This window comes from Pseudomonas fildesensis, assembly GCF_001050345.1.
Classification (GTDB): domain Bacteria; phylum Pseudomonadota; class Gammaproteobacteria; order Pseudomonadales; family Pseudomonadaceae; genus Aquipseudomonas; species Aquipseudomonas fildesensis.
On the sequence record NZ_LFMW01000006.1, the window covers coordinates 136,728 to 158,270 of the forward strand.

A 21,543-nucleotide genomic window follows, 5' to 3' on the forward strand; every position below is an offset into this window, starting at 1 on the left:
GCTGTGCGCCGAAAAGTAGATTAAAAAGTAGTCGATTCTAGCGCTTTAACATCGCGCGTATATCCGCCAGGGCGGTGTTGCCGCGAACGGCCTTCACCTCGGTCGGCGTGTCGTCATTGCCTTCCCAGGCCAGATCGTCCGGCGGCAGTTCGTCGAGGAACCGGCTGGGGGCACAATCGATGATTTCACCGTATTGCTTGCGCTTGGCGGCGAAGGTGAAGGCCAGGGTCTGACGCGCGCGCGTAATGCCCACGTAGGCCAGGCGCCGTTCTTCTTCGATGGTGTCGGCTTCAATGCTGGAACGGTGCGGGAGGATTTCCTCTTCCATGCCCATGATGAACACGTAGGGGAATTCCAGGCCCTTGGACGCATGCAAGGTCATCATTTGCACACCTTCGGCGCCGTCTTCCTCTTCCTGCTGGCGCTCGAGCATGTCGCGCAGCACCAGCTTGCCGATGGCGTCTTCGACGGTCATCTCGCCGTCTTCGTCTTTTTCCAGGGTGTTCTTCAGCGCTTCGATCAGGAACCAGACGTTGCCCATGCGGTAATCCGCAGCCTTGTCGCTGGAACTGTTGGTGCGCAGCCAGTTTTCATAGTCGATGTCCATGACCATGCTGCGCAGGGCGCTGATCGGGTCTTCGCCGGAGCATTGCTCGCGCACCTTGTCCATGAAGCGCTTGAAGCGCGCCAGGCGATCGGTGAAGCGCGTGTCCAGGTGTTCGCCCAGGCCGATTTCGTCGGTGGCGGCGTACATCGAAATCTTGCGTTCGGTGGCGTAGTTGCCGAGTTTTTCCAGGGTGGTCGAGCCGATTTCACGTCGCGGCACGTTGATCACCCGCAGGAAGGCGTTGTCGTCGTCCGGGTTCACGATCAGCCGGAAGTAGGCCATCAGGTCTTTCACTTCCTGGCGTCCGAAAAAGCTGTTGCCTCCCGATAAGCGATACGGAATCTGGTGGTGCTGCAGCTTTAGCTCGATCAGCTTGGCCTGATAGTTACCGCGATACAGGATCGCAAAATCGCTGTAGGGCCTGTCGGTACGCAGGTGCAGGGTCAGCAATTCGACGGCCACGCGCTCGGCTTCGGCGTCTTCGTTGCGGCAGCGGATCACGCGGATCTCATCGCCGTGGCCCATCTCACTCCACAGTTGTTTTTCAAACTCGTGAGGGTTGTTCGAGATCAGCACGTTGGCGCAGCGCAGGATGCGGCTGGTGGAGCGGTAGTTCTGCTCCAGCATCACCACTTTCAGGGACGGGTAGTCATCCTTGAGCAGCATCAGGTTTTCCGGGCGGGCGCCACGCCAGGCGTAGATCGACTGGTCGTCGTCGCCTACCACGGTGAACTGGTTGCGCGTACCGATCAGCAACTTCACCAGCAAATATTGGCTGGCGTTGGTGTCCTGGTATTCGTCCACCAGCAGGTAGCGCACCTTGTTCTGCCACTTTTCGAGGATATCTTTGTGTTCCTGGAACAGTTTGACTGGCAGCAGGATCAGGTCGTCGAAGTCCACCGCGTTGAACGCCTTGAGCGTGCGCTGGTAGTGGGTGTAGACGATGGCGGCGGTCTGTTCCTTGGGGTTGCGCGCGGCTTCCAGGGCTTCGGCGGGCAGGATCAGCTCGTTTTTCCACGAGCCGATCATGTTCTTGATCTCGTCGACGCCGTCGTCGCCCGCGTATTCCTTCTGCATGATGTCGGTCATCAGCGCCTTGACGTCGGTCTCGTCGAAGATCGAGAAGCCCGGCTTGTAGCCCAGCCGCACATGCTCCTTGCGGATGATGTTCAGCCCCAGGTTGTGGAAGGTACACACCGTGAGGCCGCGGCCTTCGCCACCCTTGAGCAGGGTGCCGACACGCTCTTTCATTTCCCGCGCCGCCTTGTTGGTAAAGGTCATGGCGACGATGTACTGAGCGCGGATGCCGCAGCTCTGGATCAGGTGCGCGATCTTGCGGGTGATCACGCTGGTCTTGCCGGAACCTGCACCGGCGAGCACCAATAGAGGGCCGCCGACGTAGTTCACGGCTTCTTGCTGCCGGGGATTGAGTCGGGACATACAGAGTTCAGGGAGTCGTTGTTCAAAAGGGCGGGCATTTTAACAGGCTGGCAAGATTCTGCTGCCTTGGATCGACGGTGTGACGTACCACTCGATCTAAATTTGCCGGTTTTGATACTTTGCCGCAGGATGTGGGGGGCTTAATGTGATTAGCTATGACTAATGTTTACAGCTTGCGTATTTGATAACCCCTATCATTGGTCACCATCAGGTCGCGCGTCATAATGCCCGCCGCCAACGAAATTTTGCAGAGTCTAGGGAGCTAGCTTGTCTACGCCTGTCGAACCCTTGCGTTTGCTGCTACTGGCCGATGAGCCAGCGTGGGCAGCGTTGTTGCGCGAGTGCCTGGCGCCGATGGGCGATGGGGCTGTGCTGATCAGCGCGCCCAACTGGGACTCGGTGAGTCGTCTGTTCGATGACGACCACAATGCCGTGCTGTTGACCACGCCCAGCCTGCAGCCCGGCGCTGGCCGTTGCAGCTTGCCGTGCGTGTTGCTGCTGGAGCAGGAGCCGCTGGTTTCACCGCTGGGCGTCAGTGACTGGCTGGTCCTTGACGTATTGGACGCCGACACTTTACGCCGCTGTCTGCGCCATGTGCGTGAGCGCGGCGTGCTGGAAAATACCCTGCAACGCCTGGCCGAGCAGGACCCGCTTACCGGTATCGCCAACCGCCAGGGCTTCCAGACGTTGCTGACGGCGCGGCTGGCTGAAAATGAAGGGCGCGGTTTGGCCCTCGGCCACCTCGACCTCGATAACTTCCGCCACGCCAACGATGCCCTTGGCCACCAGGCCGGCGACCGGCTGATCCTGCAAGTGGTCTCGCGGCTCAAGAGCCAGCTCGAAGCCGGCGACCAATTGGCGCGCCTGGGCAGTGATGAATTTGCTTTGCTGATCGACACCCGCCGCGCACCTCAGCGTGCCGAGTGGATGGCCGAACGCATCACCGAAGCCATGTCCGAACCCTACTGGGTGGACGGCGAAAGCCTGCTGATCGGCTGCAGCCTTGGCGTGGCACATGCCCGCGCCCGTGCCGGCGCCGACCCACTGATGTGGCACGCCCACATCGCCATGCAGCAAGCCAAGAGCACCCAGGGCTGCACCTTTCACATCTTCAACGAACGCATCAACCGCAACGCGCGCAGCCTGGCCGACCTGGAAAGTGAGCTGCGCCGTGCGTTGCGTCGCGATGAGCTGGAGCTGCATTACCAGCCGCGCCTGGACCTGGACGATGGGCATATCGTCGGCCTGGAAGCCCTGGTGCGCTGGCGTCACGGCGAGCGCGGCCTGTTGCCGCCCAGCGAGTTCGTGCCCCTCGCCGAACAGAGCGGCCTGATTGTGCCGTTGGGGTACTGGGTGATTTCCCGGGCCCTGCGCGACATGCAAGACCTGCGCGAACGCGGTCTGCCGCCGTTGCACATGGCGGTTAACCTGTCGTTTCGCCAGTTCCAGGACAGCCAGTTGCTCACGACGCTCAGCCGCCTGATCGCCGAGCGGGGTGTGGACGCGCAATGGCTGGAGTTCGAGCTGACTGAAACCGCCGTGATGCGCCGCAGTGACTTGGTCAAGCAGACCATGGATGCGCTCGGTCGTCTCGGCGTACGGTTTTCCCTGGATGACTTCGGCACCGGTTTTTCATCGTTCGTGCACCTCAACAGCCTGCCGATTGCCTTGTTGAAGATCGACAAGAGCTTTGTCGGCGGTATGGAAGAGCGCGAAGAGAACCGCAAGCTGGTCCACGCCATGATCAATCTGGCCCACAACCTCAACCTGGAAGTGGTGGCCGAGGGGGTGGAAACTGCGGAACAGCTGGCGCTGCTGAGGTTGTTCGGCTGCGATCAGGCCCAGGGTTACTTGATCAGCAAGCCGCTGCCCTTGCCGGAGTTGGTGGAATACCTGACGTTTGGCAAAGGTCAGCAAGGCCTGACGGGTTGCGCAATCTAGCGTTGCAAACCCAATTAGAAATGTGGGAGGGGCGGTGCGACGATTCGGCTTGCTCCTCCCACAGTTTTTGGCCGAGTAAGGCCCTTACTCCGTTTGCGCAACTCGGAATGCGCTTTGAGTTTCAGGCTCCTGGCGAATCATCCGCTTCATCTTCGCTTCAAACGCCCAGGTCAGGCTCACTGCCGCGCAAGCCAGGCCCAGCGCCAGGCCCCACCACACGCCAGTCGGCCCCCAACCCAAGGTGAAGGCCATCAACCAGGCGGATGGCGCGCCGATCAGCCAGTAGCAACCGAGCCCCACCAGGAAGGTAGTCTTGGCGTCTTTGAGGCCACGGATGCAGCCCATGGCGATGGTCTGCACGCCATCGAACAGTTCGAACCAGGCCGCGACGGCCAACAAGCTGACGGCCAGCACGATCACGTCGTGGAAGGCCGGGTCGTTATGGTCGAGGAACAGGCCGATCAGCGGGTCGGAAAACAACCAGAACACGACGGCAAATCCTAACATCACCGTGGCGCCAAAGCTGATACCAACACGACCGGCCATGCGCGCCTGCAGCAACTGCCCGGCGCCGTAATGCTGGCCGATGCGCATGGTCACCGCGTACGACATCCCCGCCGGCACCATGAACGCCACCGAGACGATTTGCAGCGCGATCTGATGCGCCGCCAATTGCGTACTGCCCATGGTCCCCATGCACAGCGCTGCAAAGGCGAACAGCCCGACTTCCACTGCATAAGTGCCGCCAATCGGCAGGCCCAGGCGCCACAGCTCGCGCAGATACTGGGTGTTGAGACGCAGCAGGCCAGTACTGAGCGGATATGCCGCATAGGCCCGGTTACTGCGGATGTACCACATCAACGCCAGCGCCATGCTGTTGGCGACAATCGCCGTGACCAGGCCGATGCCCATCAAACCGAGTTTCGGCAGACCGAACATGCCTTCGATCAGCGCATGGTTGAGCAGGTAATTGATCACCGTGCCGGCGAGGCTGATGACCATCACCGGAGTGGCCTTGCCGATGGCGCTGGTGAAGCCGCGCAAGGCCATGAAACTCAGGTAGCCGGGCAGGGCGAACGGCAGCATCGTCAGGAATTGCCCCGCCGAGTGCACGTTGGTTTCGGTCTGGCCAAACATCAGCAGTACCGGCTTGAGGTTCCACAGCAACAAGGCCGCTGCGAACGCCATCAGCCAGGCCAGCCAAAGCCCGGCCTGGGTCAGGCGGGTGGCGCCTTCGATGTCGCCCGCGCCATGACGGATCGCAACCAGGGTGCCCACGGCGGCAATCACGCCGATGCAGAAAATCGCCACGAACGAATAACTCGCCGCGCCCAGGCCGCCACCGGCCAAGGCTTCGGGGCTCAGGCGGGCCATCATCAGGGTGTCGGTCAGCACCATCAGCATGTGTGCCAACTGTGAGGCAATCAACGGTCCTGACAGCCGCAGAATGGCCCAGAGTTCGGTACGTGCCGGATGCTGCATGATCATCACGCTCAAAAAGTCAGAGGGTTGGGGAAGGGTTGATTCTCGGCGCTCTCAGCGCATTGCACAAAGGGATAAAAGCGATCGTTCGCATGATTAAAACTCATGCTGGTTTGATTCTGGTAGGGTTTCAGCATTGCGCTGTCGGAGCTTTCCCAATGTCTCGTCGTCTTCCTCCGCTTTATGCCCTGCGTGCATTTGAAGCGGCTTCCCGGCACAACTCTTTCACCCGTGCGGCGGAGGAGCTTTCGATTACGCAAAGCGCGGTCAGCCGGCATATTCGCACCCTCGAAGAGCATTTTGCCTGCCGTCTGTTCCAGCGCAGCGGCCGCAACCTGCAACTCACCGAAGCCGCGCGCCTTCTATTGCCCGGTGTGCGCGAGGGGTTCGCTGCGTTGGAGCGGGCCTGCCATACCCTGAACGCCGAGGACGACATTCTGCGCATGAAGGCGCCGTCCACCTTGACCATGCGCTGGTTGCTGGCACGACTCAGTCGCTTCCGGGCGTTAAAGCCGGGCAACGAGGTGCAACTGACCAGCGCGTGGATGAGCGTGGATGAAGTGGACTTCAACCAGGAGCCTTTCGATTGCGCGGTGTTACTGAGCTACGGGCACTTTCCGGCGGATTGGGAGGCCAGTTACCTGTTCCCGGAGCTGCTGATCCCGGTAGGCGCCCCGAACCTGCTGAGTGACGGCCCGTGGGACGTCAACCGCCTGGCGAGCGCCGAACTGCTGCACCCCACGCCTGATCGCCGCGACTGGCGCAATTGGCTGGAGCGCATGGGGCTGTCGTCACAGGTGTCACTCAAGGGCGGGCAGGTGTTCGATACCCTGGAGTTGGGCATGATTGCCGCCGCGCGGGGCTACGGCGTGTCCATGGGCGATCTGCTGATGGTGGCCGAAGACGTGGCCCAGGGACGGCTGAGCCTGCCGTGGCCAACCGCTGTGGCCAGCGGGGAAAATTACTACCTGGTGTGGCCGAAAACCCGCCCTGGCGGTGAGCGTTTGCGCCGATTGGCCGACTTTCTGCAAAGCGAAGTGCAGGCCATGGTATTGCCTGCGGTAGAGCGTCTCGATTGAATCTGTTCAGCGCTGTTCGGCAATCGTTTGCGTGATACCTCTGCGAATAGCTCAAGTATTGGCAAACCCCGCCGAAGCAGGTGTGTTGGAACCAACGTGCACCAACGTTTCCCACCAGATAATTCGCCGAGCAACGCTATGAGATCAGGATGATCCTGGCCTCGGCCAGGAGCTTTCATGTCTCAACCTCGCGCCCGGATTGCCTCGCAGTTAGGCCTCGCATTAGCCGCAATTTTGGCTGTCGTCATCAGTGGCAGCACTGTTTTCGCCTTGCGTTCCCTCGACTCCGCCAACCTCGACACCCGGGAAGAACACCTGGCCAGCGAGGCGCGCCTGCTCGCCGACCAACTCAATACCTTCCACAGCACCTTGCGCGAGAGTACTCAGCGTTTGAGCGGGCTGTTTGAAAAGCGCTTCGGCGCGGGTTTGAGTGTGCACGCGGACCAACCCGTGACGGTGGCCGGTGTGCAGACGCCCAGCCTGTACCTGGGCAGTGAGGCGCTGAACAACAACTTCGATGAAGTGGATGAGTTCAAGCAGATGTCCGGCGGCGTGGCCACGGTATTCGTGCGCAGCGGCGACGACTTCATCCGCATCAGCACCTCCTTGACCAAGCAGGATGGCAACCGAGCCATCGGCACTGTGCTTGACCGCCAGGGCCCGGCTTACCAGCGCGTGGTCGGTGGGCAGACCTATATCGGTCGGGCCGTATTGTTCGACCGTTCCTACATGACCCAGTACAGCCCGGTACGTGACAGCAGCGGTAAAGTCATCGCCGTACTGTTCATCGGTTTTGACTACACCGACGCCCAGAACACACAGTTCGAAAACCTCAAGCGCTTCCGCATCGGCCAGACCGGCTCCCTTGCCCTGTTGGACGAACAGAAACGCTGGCTGGTACCGCCGGCGGGCGTGCAGGCGCTGGATCAGTCGATCCCGGTGATGCTCGACCTGGCTAAAAAGCCCGGCAAAGGCCGCTTCTGGAGCGACAAGAACGAAGACTTCTACAGCGTCTCGGTGCCGTTTGAAGGCGGGCCGTGGGCGGTGGTGGCGAGCATGCCCAAGGCCGAGATTCGCTCCGTGACTTGGGCGGTCGGCATCCGCCTGGTGATCGGCAGCGTGCTGGCGATGTTGCTGGCGGTGGGCGCCACCGTGTGGCTGTTGCGCAGCAAACTGGCGCCATTGAGCGACCTGGTGCGCCAGGCCGAAGCCTTGGGCGCGGGTGACCTGAGCGCGCGCCTCAACGTGTCCAGCCATGACGAAATTGGCCAGTTGGCCCGCAGCTTCAACCAGATGGGTGAAGCGCTGTCGACCATGGTCTCGCATATCCGCAAGGCGGCCGAAGAGGTCAACAGCCGTGCCCAGGCGTTGTCCGGTTTGTCCGGGGGTGCCTATGAAGGCATGGAGCAGCAATCCGGCGAAATCACCAGCATGGCCGGTGCGGTGGAAGAGTTCAGCGCCACCTCGCTGAACATCGCCGACAACATGGGCGCTACCGAGCGCCTGGCCCAGGAAAACGCCCAGCAGACCCGTATCGGCCGCACCTCGATGCAAGACGCGTCGTCGTCCCTGGAACACATCGCCACCTCGTTGAACAGCACGGCCGCGGTGATCAATACCCTGGGCCAGCGCTCCCAGGAAATCGGCGGGATCGTCGGCGTGATCACCTCGATCGCCGAACAGACCAACTTGCTGGCGCTGAACGCCGCTATTGAAGCCGCACGGGCCGGTGAGCAAGGCCGAGGCTTTGCCGTGGTGGCGGATGAAGTGCGCAACCTGGCGTCGCGCACCCGTCAGGCGACCGATGAAATTTCCGGGATGATCCAAAGCATTCAGCAGGAAACCGGCAACGCCATCAGCACCATGGAGCAAGGCAACGTGCTGATGCAGGAAGGCCTGTCGCGTAACGCCGACGTGGCCTCGGCCCTGGCGCGTATCGACGAGCAAAGCCGCTCGGCCGGTCAGCAATTCGCCGCAATCACCACCGCTACCCAGGAGCAGAGCAGCACCGCGACCTTGCTGAGTAGCAACTTGCAGAGCATTGCGCTGGCCAACAGCGAGCAGCGTGAAGTGGTGTCGAACCTGGCGATTACCGCCAAGGAGCTGGAGACCCTGGCTGCAGGCTTGCGGCATGAAGTAGACCGGTTTCGCTGAAAGCGACACAAGGGCGCATGCTACTGAGCAGGCGCCCTGCGGCCCATGGTCTAGCGGGTTTTGAGCGCGTTTGCCAAGCGCAGCATGGCGGTTTCGATTTCATGAGCGGTCAAGGACGAGTAGCCCAATAGCCAGCCCTGTTTCTTTTCGTCACCGGCATACAGCCGGCTGAGGCCGGACAGTTGCACGCCTGCGCTGGCGGCCTGGCGGATGGTTTTTTCTTCCGACCAGCCATCGTGCAACACACAAGGAATTTGCAGCCCTCCCTGCGGCCGGCATGCCGTAACGACATCACCCAGGTGCTTGCCGATGGCGTCGAGCGTGATGGCTTGGCGCCCGGCGTACAGTTTGCGCATCGCGCGTACATGGGCATTGTAGTGACCGTCCTCCATAAAGCGCGCCAGTGTCAGTTGCAGGATTTGCGGCGTGTGGCCGTCCATCATGCTGCGGGCGTAGGTGAAGGCTTTGGTCAGTTCATGGGGCAGCACCATGTAGCCCATGCGCAGGCCGGGGTAGAGGGTCTTGCTGAAGGTGCCGATGTAAAGCGTGCGCTGATACTTGTCCAGGCCCTGCACGCAGGCAGTGGGTTTGCCGTCGTAGTGAAACTCGCTGTCGTAGTCATCCTCGATGATCCATTTGCCTTTTTCCGCGGCCCAGTTGATCAATTCAAGGCGCCGTTCCAGCGTCAACGTGGCGCCGGTCGGGTATTGATGAGAGGGCGTGACATACACGCAATTGGCGCCGCTGCGGTCGGCGTGTAGCAAGTCGGTGCGTATGCCCTGATCATCGACATCGATGGGCACTACCTTGGTCTCGGCGGTTTCAAAGGCTTTCCTGGCGCCAAAGTAACCCGGATTCTCCAGCAGGATCGGTTTGCCGACGTCCACCAGCAACTGCGCACACAGAAACAGGGCCTGCCGAGTACTGCTCAGCACCACGACCTGATCGGGGGAGCACTTGGCCCCACGTTCGAGGTTCAAGTAGGTGGCGATGGCGTTGCGTAGCGGCTCGGCCCCTTGCGGGTCGCCGTGCAATAGCACGCTGCTGCGATAGTCTTTCATCACCTGGCGTTGCAGGCGCTCCCAGACGTCGGTCGGGAAGGACCGGGTTTCGGGCAGGCCAGTGGCGAATGCCTTGATCACCTGTTGGTCGCACACGCCACCGCTGTCGAGGATCATCCGCCCCCGCTGGCTCAAGCCGGCGCCGGTTATCGCCTGGCTGCTTTTGACTTCCTGCGCCTTGATGCGTCGGCGGGAGGCGCCGCGCAATTCGGCACCTACGGCCTCGCACACATAACTGCCGGAGCCCTCACGCCGTACGATAAAACCATCGCGGTGCAACTGCACGTAGGCGTTCTCCACCGTATCGCGGGCAATCCCCAATGACTTGGCCAGTACTCGCGTCGCGGGTAGCTTCAGGCCGGGCGTAAGCGCTCCGTCGAGGATAAGGGCACGCAGTGCGCGCTGAATGCGCTGGTGCAGATCCAGCAGTTGAAACTCAGCCTCGTTGAGCCGCATCTGCAGCGTTTCCAGCTCGAAGGTTTTCGCCATGCGGTCTGCCCCATTTGGAGGAATTGGTCTGTAACAGCAGGCCAGTCTAGCCGTAGGCTTGGCCCTGTGTCCCAGGCTTTTTCCCCGGTAACTGACCCATCAGGCGAGGCTCAATACCTCGTATTGCAAGGAGCAACGCACCCATGTCTTCTCTGGTATCGCCATCGTCGCTGCGCCTGCGCGACCTTTTCCCACCCGTGGTTGCGGGGCTGATTTCAGTCATCGTCAATTATGGCGGCACGTTTATTCTGGTGTTTCAGGCTGCCAAAGTGGCCGGGCTCAGTCCCGAACTGACAGCATCGTGGGTCTGGTCGATTTCAATTGGCGTTGGAGTGACCGGGCTGTTTCTCAGTTGGGTGAGCCGTGAGCCGATCATCACCGCGTGGTCGACCCCCGCCGCGGCGTTTCTGGTGGTCGCCCTCTCTACCACGCCCTATGCCGAGGCGGTCGGCGCTTACATCATTTCAGCCGCTGCGTTTGTGCTGCTGGGGCTGTCCGGCTTCTTTGACAAAGTCATTCGGCTGATTCCGCCGGGCATCGCTGCGGCCATGCTGGCTGGCATTCTGCTGCAGTTCGGCATCGGCGCGTTTGGTGGCATGAGCCTGGACCCTGTCCTGGTCGGGTTGTTGATTGCCGCTTATGTCGTACTCAAGCGGTTTACCGCGCGCTACGCCGTCGTCGGCATTCTGGTGCTGGGGTTGGTATTTCTGCTGGTGCAGGGCCGCGTGGATTTGTCGGGACTGTCCCTGCAATTGGCGGCGCCGGTATTCACCCGGCCTGAGTTCTCGATCAATGCGCTGCTCAGTGTGGCTCTGCCGCTGTTTCTGATCACCCTGACGGGCCAGTACATGCCTGGGATGCTGGTGTTGCGCAATGATGGCTTCAAGACCAGCGCCAACCCCATCCTGACCGTGACCGGGCTGGGCTCGTTGTTAATGGCACCGTTCGGTTCTCACGCATTCAACGTCGCCGCCATCACCGCCGCTATCTGCACGGGCAAGGAGGCCTCGCAGGACCCGTCCAAGCGTTGGATCGCGGGGGTTGCTGCTGGCGTGTTCTACATCGTTATTGGGGTTTTCGGGGTGACCCTCGCCGCCGTATTCATTGCGTTCCCGGCGGGTTTCATTACTGCGCTGGCCGGGTTGGCCCTGCTCGGCACCATCGGCGCGAGCCTCGCCAACGCCATGGCTGAAATCAAGTCCCGTGAAGCCTCCCTGATCACCTTTTTGGCATGCGCCGCAAATATCACTCTGTTGGGGATCGGTGGTGCGTTTTGGGGGTTGCTGATCGGTTTGGCCGCCTACGTGCTGCTGAACGGCCGCCTGCCAAGCCGCAGGGCGCAAAATGCCAAGCCATGACTAATGGGGTCCGCCTGCGCAATCGACCTGACTGGATGCCGATGGCCGATATTGCAGGGCTTCTGCAATGTGGTTGCGACCGATCATGTCTGCGCGCTCCAGATCCGCCAGGGTGCGGGCGACTTTGAGCAGGCGGTGCGCTGCTCGAAGGGATAGGGTTAGTCGCTCGCAGGCGCGTTCCAGCCAGGCTTCGTCAGGCTTGGACAGTGCGCAATGCTGGCGCAAACCCGGCAGGTCAAGGAAGGCATTGGCGCAACCTTGGCGCTGTTGCTGACGCTCCCGAGCCTCGGCAACCAGCGCCGACGCGGTAGGCGTGTCGTCGCCGGCCTGCCGGACCGGATTAAGGGCAGTGACTTCCCGGGCGACCGTCAGGTGCAGGTCGATACGATCCAGCAGCGGCCCCGAGAGTTTGTTGCGATAGCGCTGAATTTGCTCCGGCGTGCAGCGGCAGCGCGCGCAGGGATCGCCCAGGTAGCCGCAAGGGCAGGGGTTCATCGCCGCCACCAGTTGAAAGCGCGCCGGGAAACTCACACGGTCGCGCGCCCGGGAAATCACAATGTGCCCGGACTCGAATGGTAGGGGGTTATTCCACACAATTTTTAGTAATGGATTTTTGTTCCTGATTGGACTGAGAATGGCATTTTGCCAACAGGAGGTTGTATGGGATTTTTATCAAAAGCTGGGAGCATTGCGTTCGGGATTGCCGTTTTTCTAGGATTGCTGGCTTTACCGTTCTTATTTTTTGCAGGTATAACCAGAGCTTACGAACAAATAATTCCGCCGTTAATATCAGTAGGATGGATATGCATAGGGTTGATTTTGTTTGTGTTGTTGCCACTTTCAATCTTTAAAAGACTTCGGGTTTTTACTGGTGCAACGATATACATTTTTTCATATGTTTTCGGCCTCCTGAGTTTTCTCATTAGCCTTTTGACTACATGGTTCCTATGGGGTGGTTTCTGGGCGATTCTTGGCATGGTATTGCTTGGGGGAGCAGTAGTGCCATTTGCATTATTAGCCAGTGCATTCAAAGGAATGTGGACATTGTTTTTTATAGTCGTCGGTCTTCTGGTAATTACTTGGGGGGCTCGTATCGTTGGAATGTTAATCGCTGAAAGTGGTGCAAATCATAAGCATAGATAAGCAAGGTCATTTTGAAAGCTTGAACTTGTTCAAGTTTGAAAAATGAGCAGATGATTGCATTGATTAAGGTCCAACCCTATTTGACTAATAAGGTTCGACCTTAAATTTATTTTCATTTTGCTATTGACAGTGGTTTTCATTGATTTTAAGCCAAGAAACGGCTGTCCAAGAAAATGAAAACTCAAAAAACTACATAAAAAACTCATAAAAAAACAAATGCATTTTTTGGTGCGTTAACGGAAACAGGCCAAAAACAGCGTATTTTTGCGTGTAGATATTAATATACGAGGATGATGGTGAGTCCTCTAAAAACGGCAAAATAACGAGTTTAAAATTTTCGAAAGTTTTGCTACCAAAAGATGTTATTTAAAATGCGTGCTTACGAAGCGTAATTAGTTGCATAGGTGTCTTACTACTCCCGCCCTAATAAACCACCTAAATTTCGGGTGTTTCGAGTGTTTTAGCGATGTAATCTCGTAGAGGTGTGAGTGTGTAGGTAGGTGTAGGTGTAGGTGTGCAGGTACGTGTGTGTGGGTGTGTAGGTACGTACGTGTGTGTGATATCTTTTTAATTCCAGCCTTGCCCTTCGCTTTTATTCTTACCAGAATAAAGCTCGGGCAAAGCTGGTCTTCCTATCTTCAATAACTGAAAACAGTTGAGCTTTGCCCGATTACGCTTATTTTAGCTCGGGGTTTAAATCTGTGATACTCAGTTTAAACTTTGAACACTTGATGGCTATATCAACACCATATTGGAACCCTGTTCAACATATCTCTATGGCTGGCGGGTTGAGAAATTTCCAATATCCCCATTCTATTTCTCTTAGGCTACGCAACGGAACAATCACCTGAATTTCCAACATTGCTTACATGTGTTAATACTGAAATTTATTATTAGGATTTGATTTTTACGGCAGGAGAGACTTGAAAGGTTAAAATTATATGCTATAACTTTAATTACAAGTTGAAACTGCCGTTAACAGTATCAACGCCGAAGCCTTAATGCTAATCACATTAGGGCTTCACCTTTTAATGTTGTATCATTTTGTTGGATAAAGTCAAATCGCGGCTTTGCTCTTACCATCCAGAATCGCTTTTTTCATTTTAGAAATTAGCAGCAGGCTAATAAAAAACAGAATTAAAAATTCTGTTTGTCTTGTATCTAGACTTAAAAGATTACGTCCTTATTTTGGCTAACCTGTTTGATTTTCTATCTAAAAAACCGCCTTCAAATTTAACAGGGATGTCATTTTTATGAAGTTCAGCTTCTTGTATATCAAGATATTCATTGATTAACTTTTGACCTTCTGGCGAAGGAAGTTCTTTATGCATTATCTTTAATTCATTATTAACGTTATCTAGTTGCGATTGATTTGGTTTGGTAGTTTCGTAGCGTATGCTGCGATGAATACAAGCTTCAACAAAGTTTCGGACAGATTTAAAAGCGTCGCTAAGCTTCTCGTAATAAGTTCTTTTGTCTTCGATGAGAATATCAAGCTCTTTTATTTCATCAGTCTTTGAATTTATTGAAGTGGCTAAATCATTTTCGGTTTTTCTCATTGCTTTGATATTGCTATCAATGACAATAGCTTCTTGTTTGCCATCATCTATTCTTGAATAAAGTTTTTTGTTGTCGCCTGATAATTTTTCATTTTCTTGCTTGTATATTTGACTAAGGCCCAAAACTCTTTTGAGGTCTTTATCAAGCTTGGCTTGGTTTTCGGCTTTTTCTTTTAATGTGATTTCAAGAGCTGCAAGCTCGTCCATGCTTTTATTTATTGAATTGAATGTTCTAAACATCTTTGGTTTAGAGGCGTCAGCATTGATTAACTTCCTTCTTATTTTTTTATCTTCTGTTTCAGGTAATACATCAACTTGAAAATCATAACCCTTTTTAACAAGCTCCTTATTAACAAACGCATATATCATTCTCTGATAGGCTTCTCCTAATGTCTGAGCGTCGGAAAATTTTCTACCTTCAATTTCAGGGTTTCCCTCACTTTTCAAAAAGTCATTGACCATTTTAAATTCATCATTGATTAAGTCATATTTTCCTGTTTTTTTGTTTTTTCCATCTATGAATATATGTGGGTGAACTCCCAAGTTTTCATCATGTCGATTGGTGATTTCATCACCATGAAAAACGATTAATTTAACTGGGTAATCAGGCAGATGCTCTTTGTAAAAGTTATTGATTATATTCATGTAATCAGTAGGTTTTACATTGTCCACGCATTGGTTGAACGGGAATTTCCAGAATGCTTCTTGAATAACAGTTTTTTTCAAACTGAAATCATCATCCGATTTATTCAATTCGACAGATTTGTTTTTTAATTCTATGTAGTTGTTGACACAAGAAATCTTTTGCTTCTTGCGTTGAATATTCATTTTGTCAATAACATTTGAAGAATCAATATCGACAGCTTCTGGGTTGTGAAGCAAGGCTTGAAGGAACGATGTTAATTCACTATCTTCATTTTTTTTGATAAGTGCCTTTAACTTATAAGCGTATTTTGACAGCTCACAATTAACTTCGGATAATTGCCCATTATTTTGTTTTTGCTCAGTGAGTGGGGCGTATATGGATATGAATATTTCCTTTCGGTCATCAATCGAAAGTTTATCCATTCTTGTAAGTTTGTTATTGAAAAAAACAATGTTCTTTTCAATAAGGTCTTTGTTAAATTCAAGGTCATTTTTTTGAACAATCCTTAAAGAATGTTCAAGTGATGATTTAAGTTGATTGATACCGGGGGTTTTCTTAACACGGTTACCACTGGTGAAATTTAATCTTTTCCAGATCATACTTTTGGTTTTGGACATCTTGCTCCTGATCGATGTTCACCGGGTAGGTGAACTGAGTTGTCTTTGTCACTCAGAAGGCCCACAAGGCCGCTGGTGACTGCGTAAGGCTACGACCCTAAAGGGTGCGGAGTCTTCGCAAATTGTTCTACAAGAGAAATTAGAGCCATTGTAAATGGTGAGAATTTTCTTGTTGAACAGTAGGTGTTGCCGTTGCTTTTGTTTCTGTCCTGCCGACTAGGCACCAGTGGTCATTTCGCAAGCGTAGCGGCTTTCACGAAGTGAAAGTGTGAAATTACCATCAACTGGTTGATAAATACTCATACTTTCAGTGATTGAGTTATTTAACTACAAGTTACCATGTATTATTTTATTTTCAAGCGAGAACAAAAAAGGCCACTTGATTAGGCAGCCTACTTTCATTGTGATGGCTTCAATTAAAGTATTCGTTGAGATTGTTGATACCGAATTCTTTAAGTGGATTATGTAGGCTGAACTGTTTCGCTATGCGGTCAATTTCAAAATCACTCTGGAAAATCTTAGCAAACAAAGTTCTTGTGGTTTTGTCGAAGTTAAATTTGAAGGTGATGTCGTTAGCAACAAAGAATTGATTTATTTTTAATCGGCCATCTTCTGTTTTGTATAAATCAACTATGTCGTTTTCCGAGTAAATGTTTATAGTGGTTTTCTTGATGTTTATTTGTGTTTGTAGTTCTGCAAGGTTTTGTTCAATATCGTTGATGTTTGCTTCTGTTTTGCTAACTACCTCTAAGAATTCTTTTGGGATAACTCCGCTGGTGAAACCAGCAAAAGATTTCATTAGGTTTTCTCTGTAACTTTTTTGTTCAAGTAAAAAGTTATTCAGTTCGACAATTTTCTTGTTGTCTTTGGTTTGGTTTTCTCTGTTTGAAAGGAGTTTAATTAGTAGTTCTTTAAAGTTTTCTACTCGTTCTTCTTCATCAATATCTTCCTGTGTTGGGAGTCGATACCTCATCCCGCTTTCGCGAGTTATCCATTCATGTTGAAGTTCAGGATTTGGGGCTTCGTTTTGCCATGGGTGAACGTTGAAGTCTTCATCTGTTGTTGATTGATATATGAGTTCAAGAAATAACCCAAAAGCCAAATCAAAACGAAAGCGTGGCTGGTCACATCCATTTTTTAATTCTTTGCGTGTGTAGCATTGGAAATACGGATAAACAATACCTTTTGGGTTTGTTTGTTTTTCAAACAACATGGACGCTTGGCAATATTCACATTTGATGCTGTGGCGGAAAATGTTCAAGCTCCCAACACTTTGGTTGCCGTAGTTTTTTCTCTGTGCTCTGTTTTTCATTGCAGCTATTGCTTCATTAAATAGTTCATATGAAACAATTTGGGGGTAATAATTTTCAATGTATCGCTCAAATACTTTCTTTTTGTTTTCGTCTCTTCGTTGAGCCATGTAGGCACCGAGAACATATTTTGTATCTATTAGGTGCTTTATATTTCTACTTGACCATTTCCGTTTTGAATAAGCGTTGAGCTTTTTAATTGACAATGACACGCCAACATACTTCAAACTTTCAAAGAAATCTCTTATTTCCTGAGCTTCTTCTTCCTCGATTTCAAAGCAGTTAAGTTCTGTATTGTATCGAATGCCATAGGGTGGATTATGAGCGTTAAAAATGACTTTTTCTTCTTCGGCTAATTTCTTGGCCCTATTCCATGCGGATTTTCTGCGAACTGATTTTGTGTTGCTTTCTTCGTATGCTCGCTTTGCGATAACACTTAAAAGAATATCTTGCTGTAAGTCATCAATACGGTTTGTTTCGTTTGGTTTTTCATATCGTTGACCGTCAATGGTGGTTATTAAAATAACCCCTTTTTCAAGGATGCCATTGACTAATTCTTTCGCTTGTAGAAGCCTTTGGCGACTAAGCCGGTCGATACTTTCAACGAATATATAATCGCCCTCTTTGATATGCATATCGCTAATCATATCAATGAGTTCTTTTAGTTTTCCTTTTCGTTTGTTGCTTCCATCGTGTGCAGATATGCCCGTATCCGAGTAGATATTCTCGGGCGGCAACTCAATACCTTGTTGCTTTGTAATAGCTTGGATTGAAGCCATTTGACGGTCTACGGAGTCCCTACCGGCTTCGCCTTGGGCCTTGGATGAGTAGCGGATATAAGCGTAGGCAGTAGGCATTCCGGGCTTCCTGTGACGTTTGGAAAAGTGTGAGAATACCATCTACCAGTCTCCAGCGGCTCACGCAAAACCTCCAGCACCTTGCGATCAAATTCCGGCAACTCATCCAGAAACAACACCCCGTGATGCGCCAGGGTGATTTCCCCCGGTTGTGGCTTCGACCCGCCGCCTACCAATGCCGGGCCGGACGCCGAATGATGCGGCTGGCGAAACGGTCGATGGGGCCAGTGGCTCAACGGCGCGAGGCTGACCACCGATTGAATCGCCGCGACCTCCAGTGCTTCCTGCTCGCTCAAAGGCGGCAGCAAACCGGGCAGGCGGCTGGCGAGCAAGGTTTTGCCGGTGCCCGGCGGGCCGCTGAAAAGCAGGTTGTGAGCGCCGGCCGCCGCGATCAGCAACGCCCGCTTCGCCGCCAGCTGCCCTTGCACCTCGCTCAGGTCCGGGTAGGGTTTGTTCAGGTACTGCAAACCATCAGATTTGTAAGGCTCAATCGGTACGTGCCCATTCAGGTGCGCCACCACCTGCAGCAGGTGGTCCACGGCGATCACCTTCAACCCGGAAGCCAGGCACGCCTCCTCGGCATTCGCCCGCGGCACTATCAGGGTGCGTCCGGCCTTGCGCGCTGCCAGCGCCGCCGGCAGCACACCTTTCACAGCGCGGACTTCGCCGGACAGCGCCAATTCCCCCAGGCATTCCACGTCATCAAGCATCAATGCCGGCACCTGCACACTGGCCGCCAGAATCCCCAGGGCAATCGCCAAATCAAAACGCCCGCCGTCCTTGGGCAGGTCGGCGGGCGCGAGATTGAGGGTGATGCGGCGGGCGGGGTATTGCAGCGCGGAATTGAGAATGGCGCTACGCACGCGGTCCTTGCTTTCCCTGACCGCGGTTTCGGGCAAACCCACCAGCGTCAGCGAAGGCAGACCATTGGCCATGTGCACTTCGACGGTGACGGCAGGGGCTTCAACGCCGATCTGGGCGCGGCTGTGGACGATGGCGAGGGACATGCTCGTTCCTTGAGTGGAGGGCCGCTTCCTGCGGGTTTTTCAAGGGTAGACGAGGTGGGGAAAATCGAGGCGGGGAGGTTTTACAGAACGTGACTGCCTGTAGGGGGCTATCTGTAGGAGCGAGGCGGGCGGCTAGCCCTTGCTCGCGAAAATAGTCAACGATAACGCGGGCATTCTGAATGAACGCGGCGCTTTCGGGTTCTTCGCGAGCAAGCTCGCTCCTACAACGGTGGGCGTTACTCGGCTGGTGGACTCAACCGCGCTTCCAGCTCCTCCACCTTCGCCTCCAGGCTCTCCAACCGCGCACGCGTGCGGGCCAGCACGACCATCTGGCTATCGAATTCTTCCCGGCTGACCAGGTCAAGCTTGCTGAAGCCACTTTGCAACAGCGCCTTGAACTGGCTTTCGATTTCATTGCGGGGCAGCGGGGTGTCGCCGCTGAACAGGCGAGAGGCGTGGCCGCTCAGGGCGTCGAGGAGGTCTTTGGGCGCGAGCATGGGAAACATTCCGGAAAACTGTTGGCGGGCAGTGTATCACGCAGCGTCTATAGTCTTTTCACGGCCGCAGACGCACGCTTTTCGCGCATGGGGTTGGGCGGTGACGCACTGTTTTCGTGCGCATTACATTCGTCAAGGGCGCCCGCAGGTGGGCATAAGTGAACAAAGGACTGATTTCAGTGATTTTTACGGAGCTGGCAAGGTTTCTGCTTAGACGATCATGACCCATGCACTGATGCAGTCGCTGTGACGAATGCAGTGCGCCGACGGATCAGGGGTACAGGTTTCGTCACCAGTGGTTCGCTGGCGTCGCAACGGTAAATGCCGAGGCGACGACGCGTTACAAAGCCAGGCACTGCGCTTAGACTTGAGACGGGTTTGTTTTCCTGGGGCAAGTCCACCAATTCGGGAGAGAGTTTTCATGAAGCTAGTCACTGCCATCATCAAGCCGTTCAAATTGGACGATGTACGCGAGTCGTTGTCCGAGATCGGCGTGCAGGGCATTACCGTTACTGAGGTCAAAGGCTTCGGTCGGCAGAAGGGTCACACCGAGCTGTATCGCGGCGCGGAATACGTGGTCGATTTCCTGCCGAAGGTGAAGATTGATGTCGCCATTGACGACAAGGATCTTGACCGGGTTATCGAGGCGATAACCAAGGCCGCCAACACCGGCAAGATCGGTGACGGCAAGATCTTCGTGGTCAATCTGGAACAGGCTATTCGCATCCGTACCGGCGAAACCGATACCGACGCAATCTAAGCCGCCAAACCCCAACGCCCCAGGAGAAAACACTATGACTCTGCGTAAAATCGCAGGGCTCGGAGCCCTGTTGTCCATCGTAATGCCCAGCCTGGCTATGGCGGCAGACGAAGTGGCGGCTCCAGTCCTCAATTCCGGCGACACTGCTTGGATGCTGACAGCCACCGCGCTGGTGCTGTTCATGACTATCCCTGGCCTGGCGCTGTTCTACGGCGGCATGGTCCGCTCCAAAAATATTCTGTCGGTGATGATGCAGTGCTTCGCCATCACTGGCCTGATCAGCATCCTGTGGGTTGTCTACGGTTACAGCATCGCGTTCGATACGACCGGGATGGAACAGGGTGTGGTCAACTTCAACTCCTTCTTCGGCGGCATGGGCAAGGCGTTCCTGGCGGGTGTCACCCCGGCCAGCATCACTGGCCCTGCGGCTTTGTTCCCGGAAGCAGTGTTCATCACCTTCCAGATGACCTTCGCCATCATCACCCCGGCACTGATTGTCGGTGCGTTCGCCGAGCGCATGAAGTTCTCCGCGATGCTGATCTTCATGGCCATCTGGTTCACCCTGGTCTATGCGCCAATCGCGCACATGGTCTGGAGCGGCAACGGTGGCCTGCTGTGGGACTGGGGCGTGCTGGACTTCGCCGGCGGCACCGTTGTGCACATCAACGCCGGTGTGGCTGGCCTGGTAGCGTGCATCGTGCTCGGCAAGCGTAAAGGCTTCCCGACCACCCCGATGGCGCCTCACAACCTCGGTTACACCCTGGTGGGTGCGGCCATGCTGTGGATCGGCTGGTTCGGCTTCAACGCTGGTTCCGCTGCTGCGGCCAACGGTACTGCCGGCATGGCGATGCTGGTGACTCAGATCGCTACTGCTGCTGCTGCGCTGGGCTGGATGTTCGCCGAGTGGATCACTCACGGTAAGCCAAGCGCTCTGGGCATTGCCTCGGGTGTGGTGGCCGGCCTGGTTGCGGTCACCCCGGCTGCTGGCACAGTGGGCCCAATGGGCGCCCTGGTGATCGGCCTGGTCGCGGGTGTGGTTTGCTTCTTCTGCGCTACCAGCCTCAAGCGCAAGCTGGGCTACGACGACTCCCTGGACGCGTTCGGCGTGCACGGTATCGGCGGTATCGTCGGTGCGATCCTCACCGGTGTATTCGCAGCCCCTGCTCTGGGCGGCTTCGGCACTGTGACTGACATCGCTGCGCAAGTCTGGATTCAGTGCAAAGGCGTCGGCTTCACTGTGATCTACACCGCCATCGTGACCTACATCATCCTCAAGGTGCTGGACATGGTCATGGGTCTGCGGGTGACCGAAGAGGAAGAGGCTGTCGGCCTCGACCTGGCGCAACACAACGAACGCGGTTACAACTTGTAAGTACGCGTAAAAAAGATGCCCGGCTTGCCGGGCATTTTTTTGTCTGGCGTTTGTCTGTCATAGCAAGCTGTGCCGGTTTTTGCGCCCAGTTTGTGATGGTGCGCACGCGGCACTTTTCAGCGTGCGAATGTCTTACAGGCATGTAGGCGTATTCGGCACTTTGT

General features: G+C 54.9%; 13 protein-coding genes and 2 pseudogenes. 7 read left to right on the forward strand and 8 right to left on the reverse strand.

Features of this window, described 5'->3' with window-relative positions:
* Positions 1 to 37 precede the first annotated feature (37 nt).
* Positions 38 to 2,047 (reverse strand): DNA helicase Rep, encoded by a 2,010-nt coding sequence (gene rep, locus ACR52_RS10330; RefSeq protein WP_048723660.1) that lies wholly within the window; start codon positions 2,045 to 2,047, stop codon positions 38 to 40.
* Between the two features lie 267 nt (positions 2,048 to 2,314).
* On the opposite strand from rep, the gene ACR52_RS10335 reads away from it, so the two are divergent.
* Entirely contained in the window at positions 2,315 to 3,988 is a 1,674-nt protein-coding gene (locus ACR52_RS10335) for a putative bifunctional diguanylate cyclase/phosphodiesterase (protein WP_048723661.1), read from the forward strand.
* 84 nt (positions 3,989 to 4,072) lie between these two features.
* Here ACR52_RS10335 and ACR52_RS10340 read toward each other — a convergent pair whose 3' ends face one another.
* Complete coding sequence (locus tag ACR52_RS10340) at positions 4,073 to 5,476, reverse strand: NorM family multidrug efflux MATE transporter (RefSeq protein ID WP_048723663.1); 1,404 nt, start codon at positions 5,474 to 5,476, stop codon at positions 4,073 to 4,075.
* A gap of 152 nt (positions 5,477 to 5,628) precedes the next feature.
* Between ACR52_RS10340 and ACR52_RS10345 the strand changes: the two genes are divergently transcribed.
* Together ACR52_RS10345 and ACR52_RS10350 are read left to right on the forward strand one after the other, a co-directional pair.
* Positions 5,629 to 6,549 carry a LysR substrate-binding domain-containing protein gene (locus tag ACR52_RS10345; RefSeq protein ID WP_048723665.1) on the forward strand — a complete coding sequence of 307 codons (921 nt, stop codon included), beginning with the start codon at positions 5,629 to 5,631 and terminating at the stop codon, positions 6,547 to 6,549.
* Positions 6,550 to 6,726: 177 nt separating this feature from the next.
* The gene (locus ACR52_RS10350; RefSeq protein ID WP_048723666.1) at positions 6,727 to 8,703 is read left to right on the forward strand and encodes a methyl-accepting chemotaxis protein; all 1,977 of its coding nucleotides are present in this window, start codon (positions 6,727 to 6,729) and stop codon (positions 8,701 to 8,703) included.
* A 50-nt stretch (positions 8,704 to 8,753) separates the two neighbouring features.
* Here ACR52_RS10350 and pdxR read toward each other — a convergent pair whose 3' ends face one another.
* Entirely contained in the window at positions 8,754 to 10,253 is a 1,500-nt protein-coding gene (gene pdxR / locus ACR52_RS10355) for a MocR-like pyridoxine biosynthesis transcription factor PdxR (RefSeq protein WP_048723668.1), read from the reverse strand.
* Positions 10,254 to 10,396: 143 nt separating this feature from the next.
* Here pdxR and ACR52_RS10360 point away from each other — a divergent pair, with 143 nt between their 5' ends.
* A complete protein-coding gene (locus ACR52_RS10360) occupies positions 10,397 to 11,611 on the forward strand; it encodes a benzoate/H(+) symporter BenE family transporter (RefSeq protein WP_048723669.1) in 1,215 nt (404 codons plus the stop codon).
* Here ACR52_RS10360 and ACR52_RS10365 read toward each other — a convergent pair.
* Positions 11,612 to 12,187, reverse strand: a pseudogene (locus ACR52_RS10365) (ATP-binding protein); the annotation flags it as partial.
* 84 nt (positions 12,188 to 12,271) lie between these two features.
* Between ACR52_RS10365 and ACR52_RS10370 the strand changes: the two are divergent.
* Positions 12,272 to 12,754 carry a hypothetical protein gene (locus ACR52_RS10370; RefSeq protein WP_048723670.1) on the forward strand — a complete coding sequence of 161 codons (483 nt, stop codon included), beginning with the start codon at positions 12,272 to 12,274 and terminating at the stop codon, positions 12,752 to 12,754.
* Positions 12,755 to 13,929: 1,175 nt separating this feature from the next.
* Here ACR52_RS10370 and ACR52_RS10375 read toward each other — a convergent pair.
* From ACR52_RS10375 to ACR52_RS10390, 4 genes and pseudogenes are all read right to left on the reverse strand, one after another.
* Entirely contained in the window at positions 13,930 to 15,576 is a 1,647-nt protein-coding gene (locus ACR52_RS10375) for a hypothetical protein (protein WP_048723672.1), read from the reverse strand.
* A gap of 412 nt (positions 15,577 to 15,988) precedes the next feature.
* Positions 15,989 to 17,743: a recombinase family protein gene (locus tag ACR52_RS10380; RefSeq protein WP_161799292.1), complete on the reverse strand. Its 1,755-nt coding sequence runs from the start codon at positions 17,741 to 17,743 to the stop codon at positions 15,989 to 15,991.
* A 44-nt stretch (positions 17,744 to 17,787) separates the two neighbouring features.
* Positions 17,788 to 18,750 (reverse strand): annotated as a pseudogene (locus tag ACR52_RS10385) (YifB family Mg chelatase-like AAA ATPase); the annotation flags it as partial.
* Positions 18,751 to 18,986: 236 nt separating this feature from the next.
* Positions 18,987 to 19,247 carry an accessory factor UbiK family protein gene (locus ACR52_RS10390; protein ID WP_048723675.1) on the reverse strand — a complete coding sequence of 87 codons (261 nt, stop codon included), beginning with the start codon at positions 19,245 to 19,247 and terminating at the stop codon, positions 18,987 to 18,989.
* Positions 19,248 to 19,668: 421 nt separating this feature from the next.
* Here ACR52_RS10390 and glnK point away from each other — a divergent pair, with 421 nt between their 5' ends.
* The gene (glnK, locus tag ACR52_RS10395; RefSeq protein ID WP_002555808.1) at positions 19,669 to 20,007 is read left to right on the forward strand and encodes a P-II family nitrogen regulator; all 339 of its coding nucleotides are present in this window, start codon (positions 19,669 to 19,671) and stop codon (positions 20,005 to 20,007) included.
* A 34-nt stretch (positions 20,008 to 20,041) separates the two neighbouring features.
* Positions 20,042 to 21,379: an ammonium transporter gene (locus tag ACR52_RS10400; protein ID WP_048723715.1), complete on the forward strand. Its 1,338-nt coding sequence runs from the start codon at positions 20,042 to 20,044 to the stop codon at positions 21,377 to 21,379.
* Positions 21,380 to 21,543: the final 164 nt, after the last annotated feature.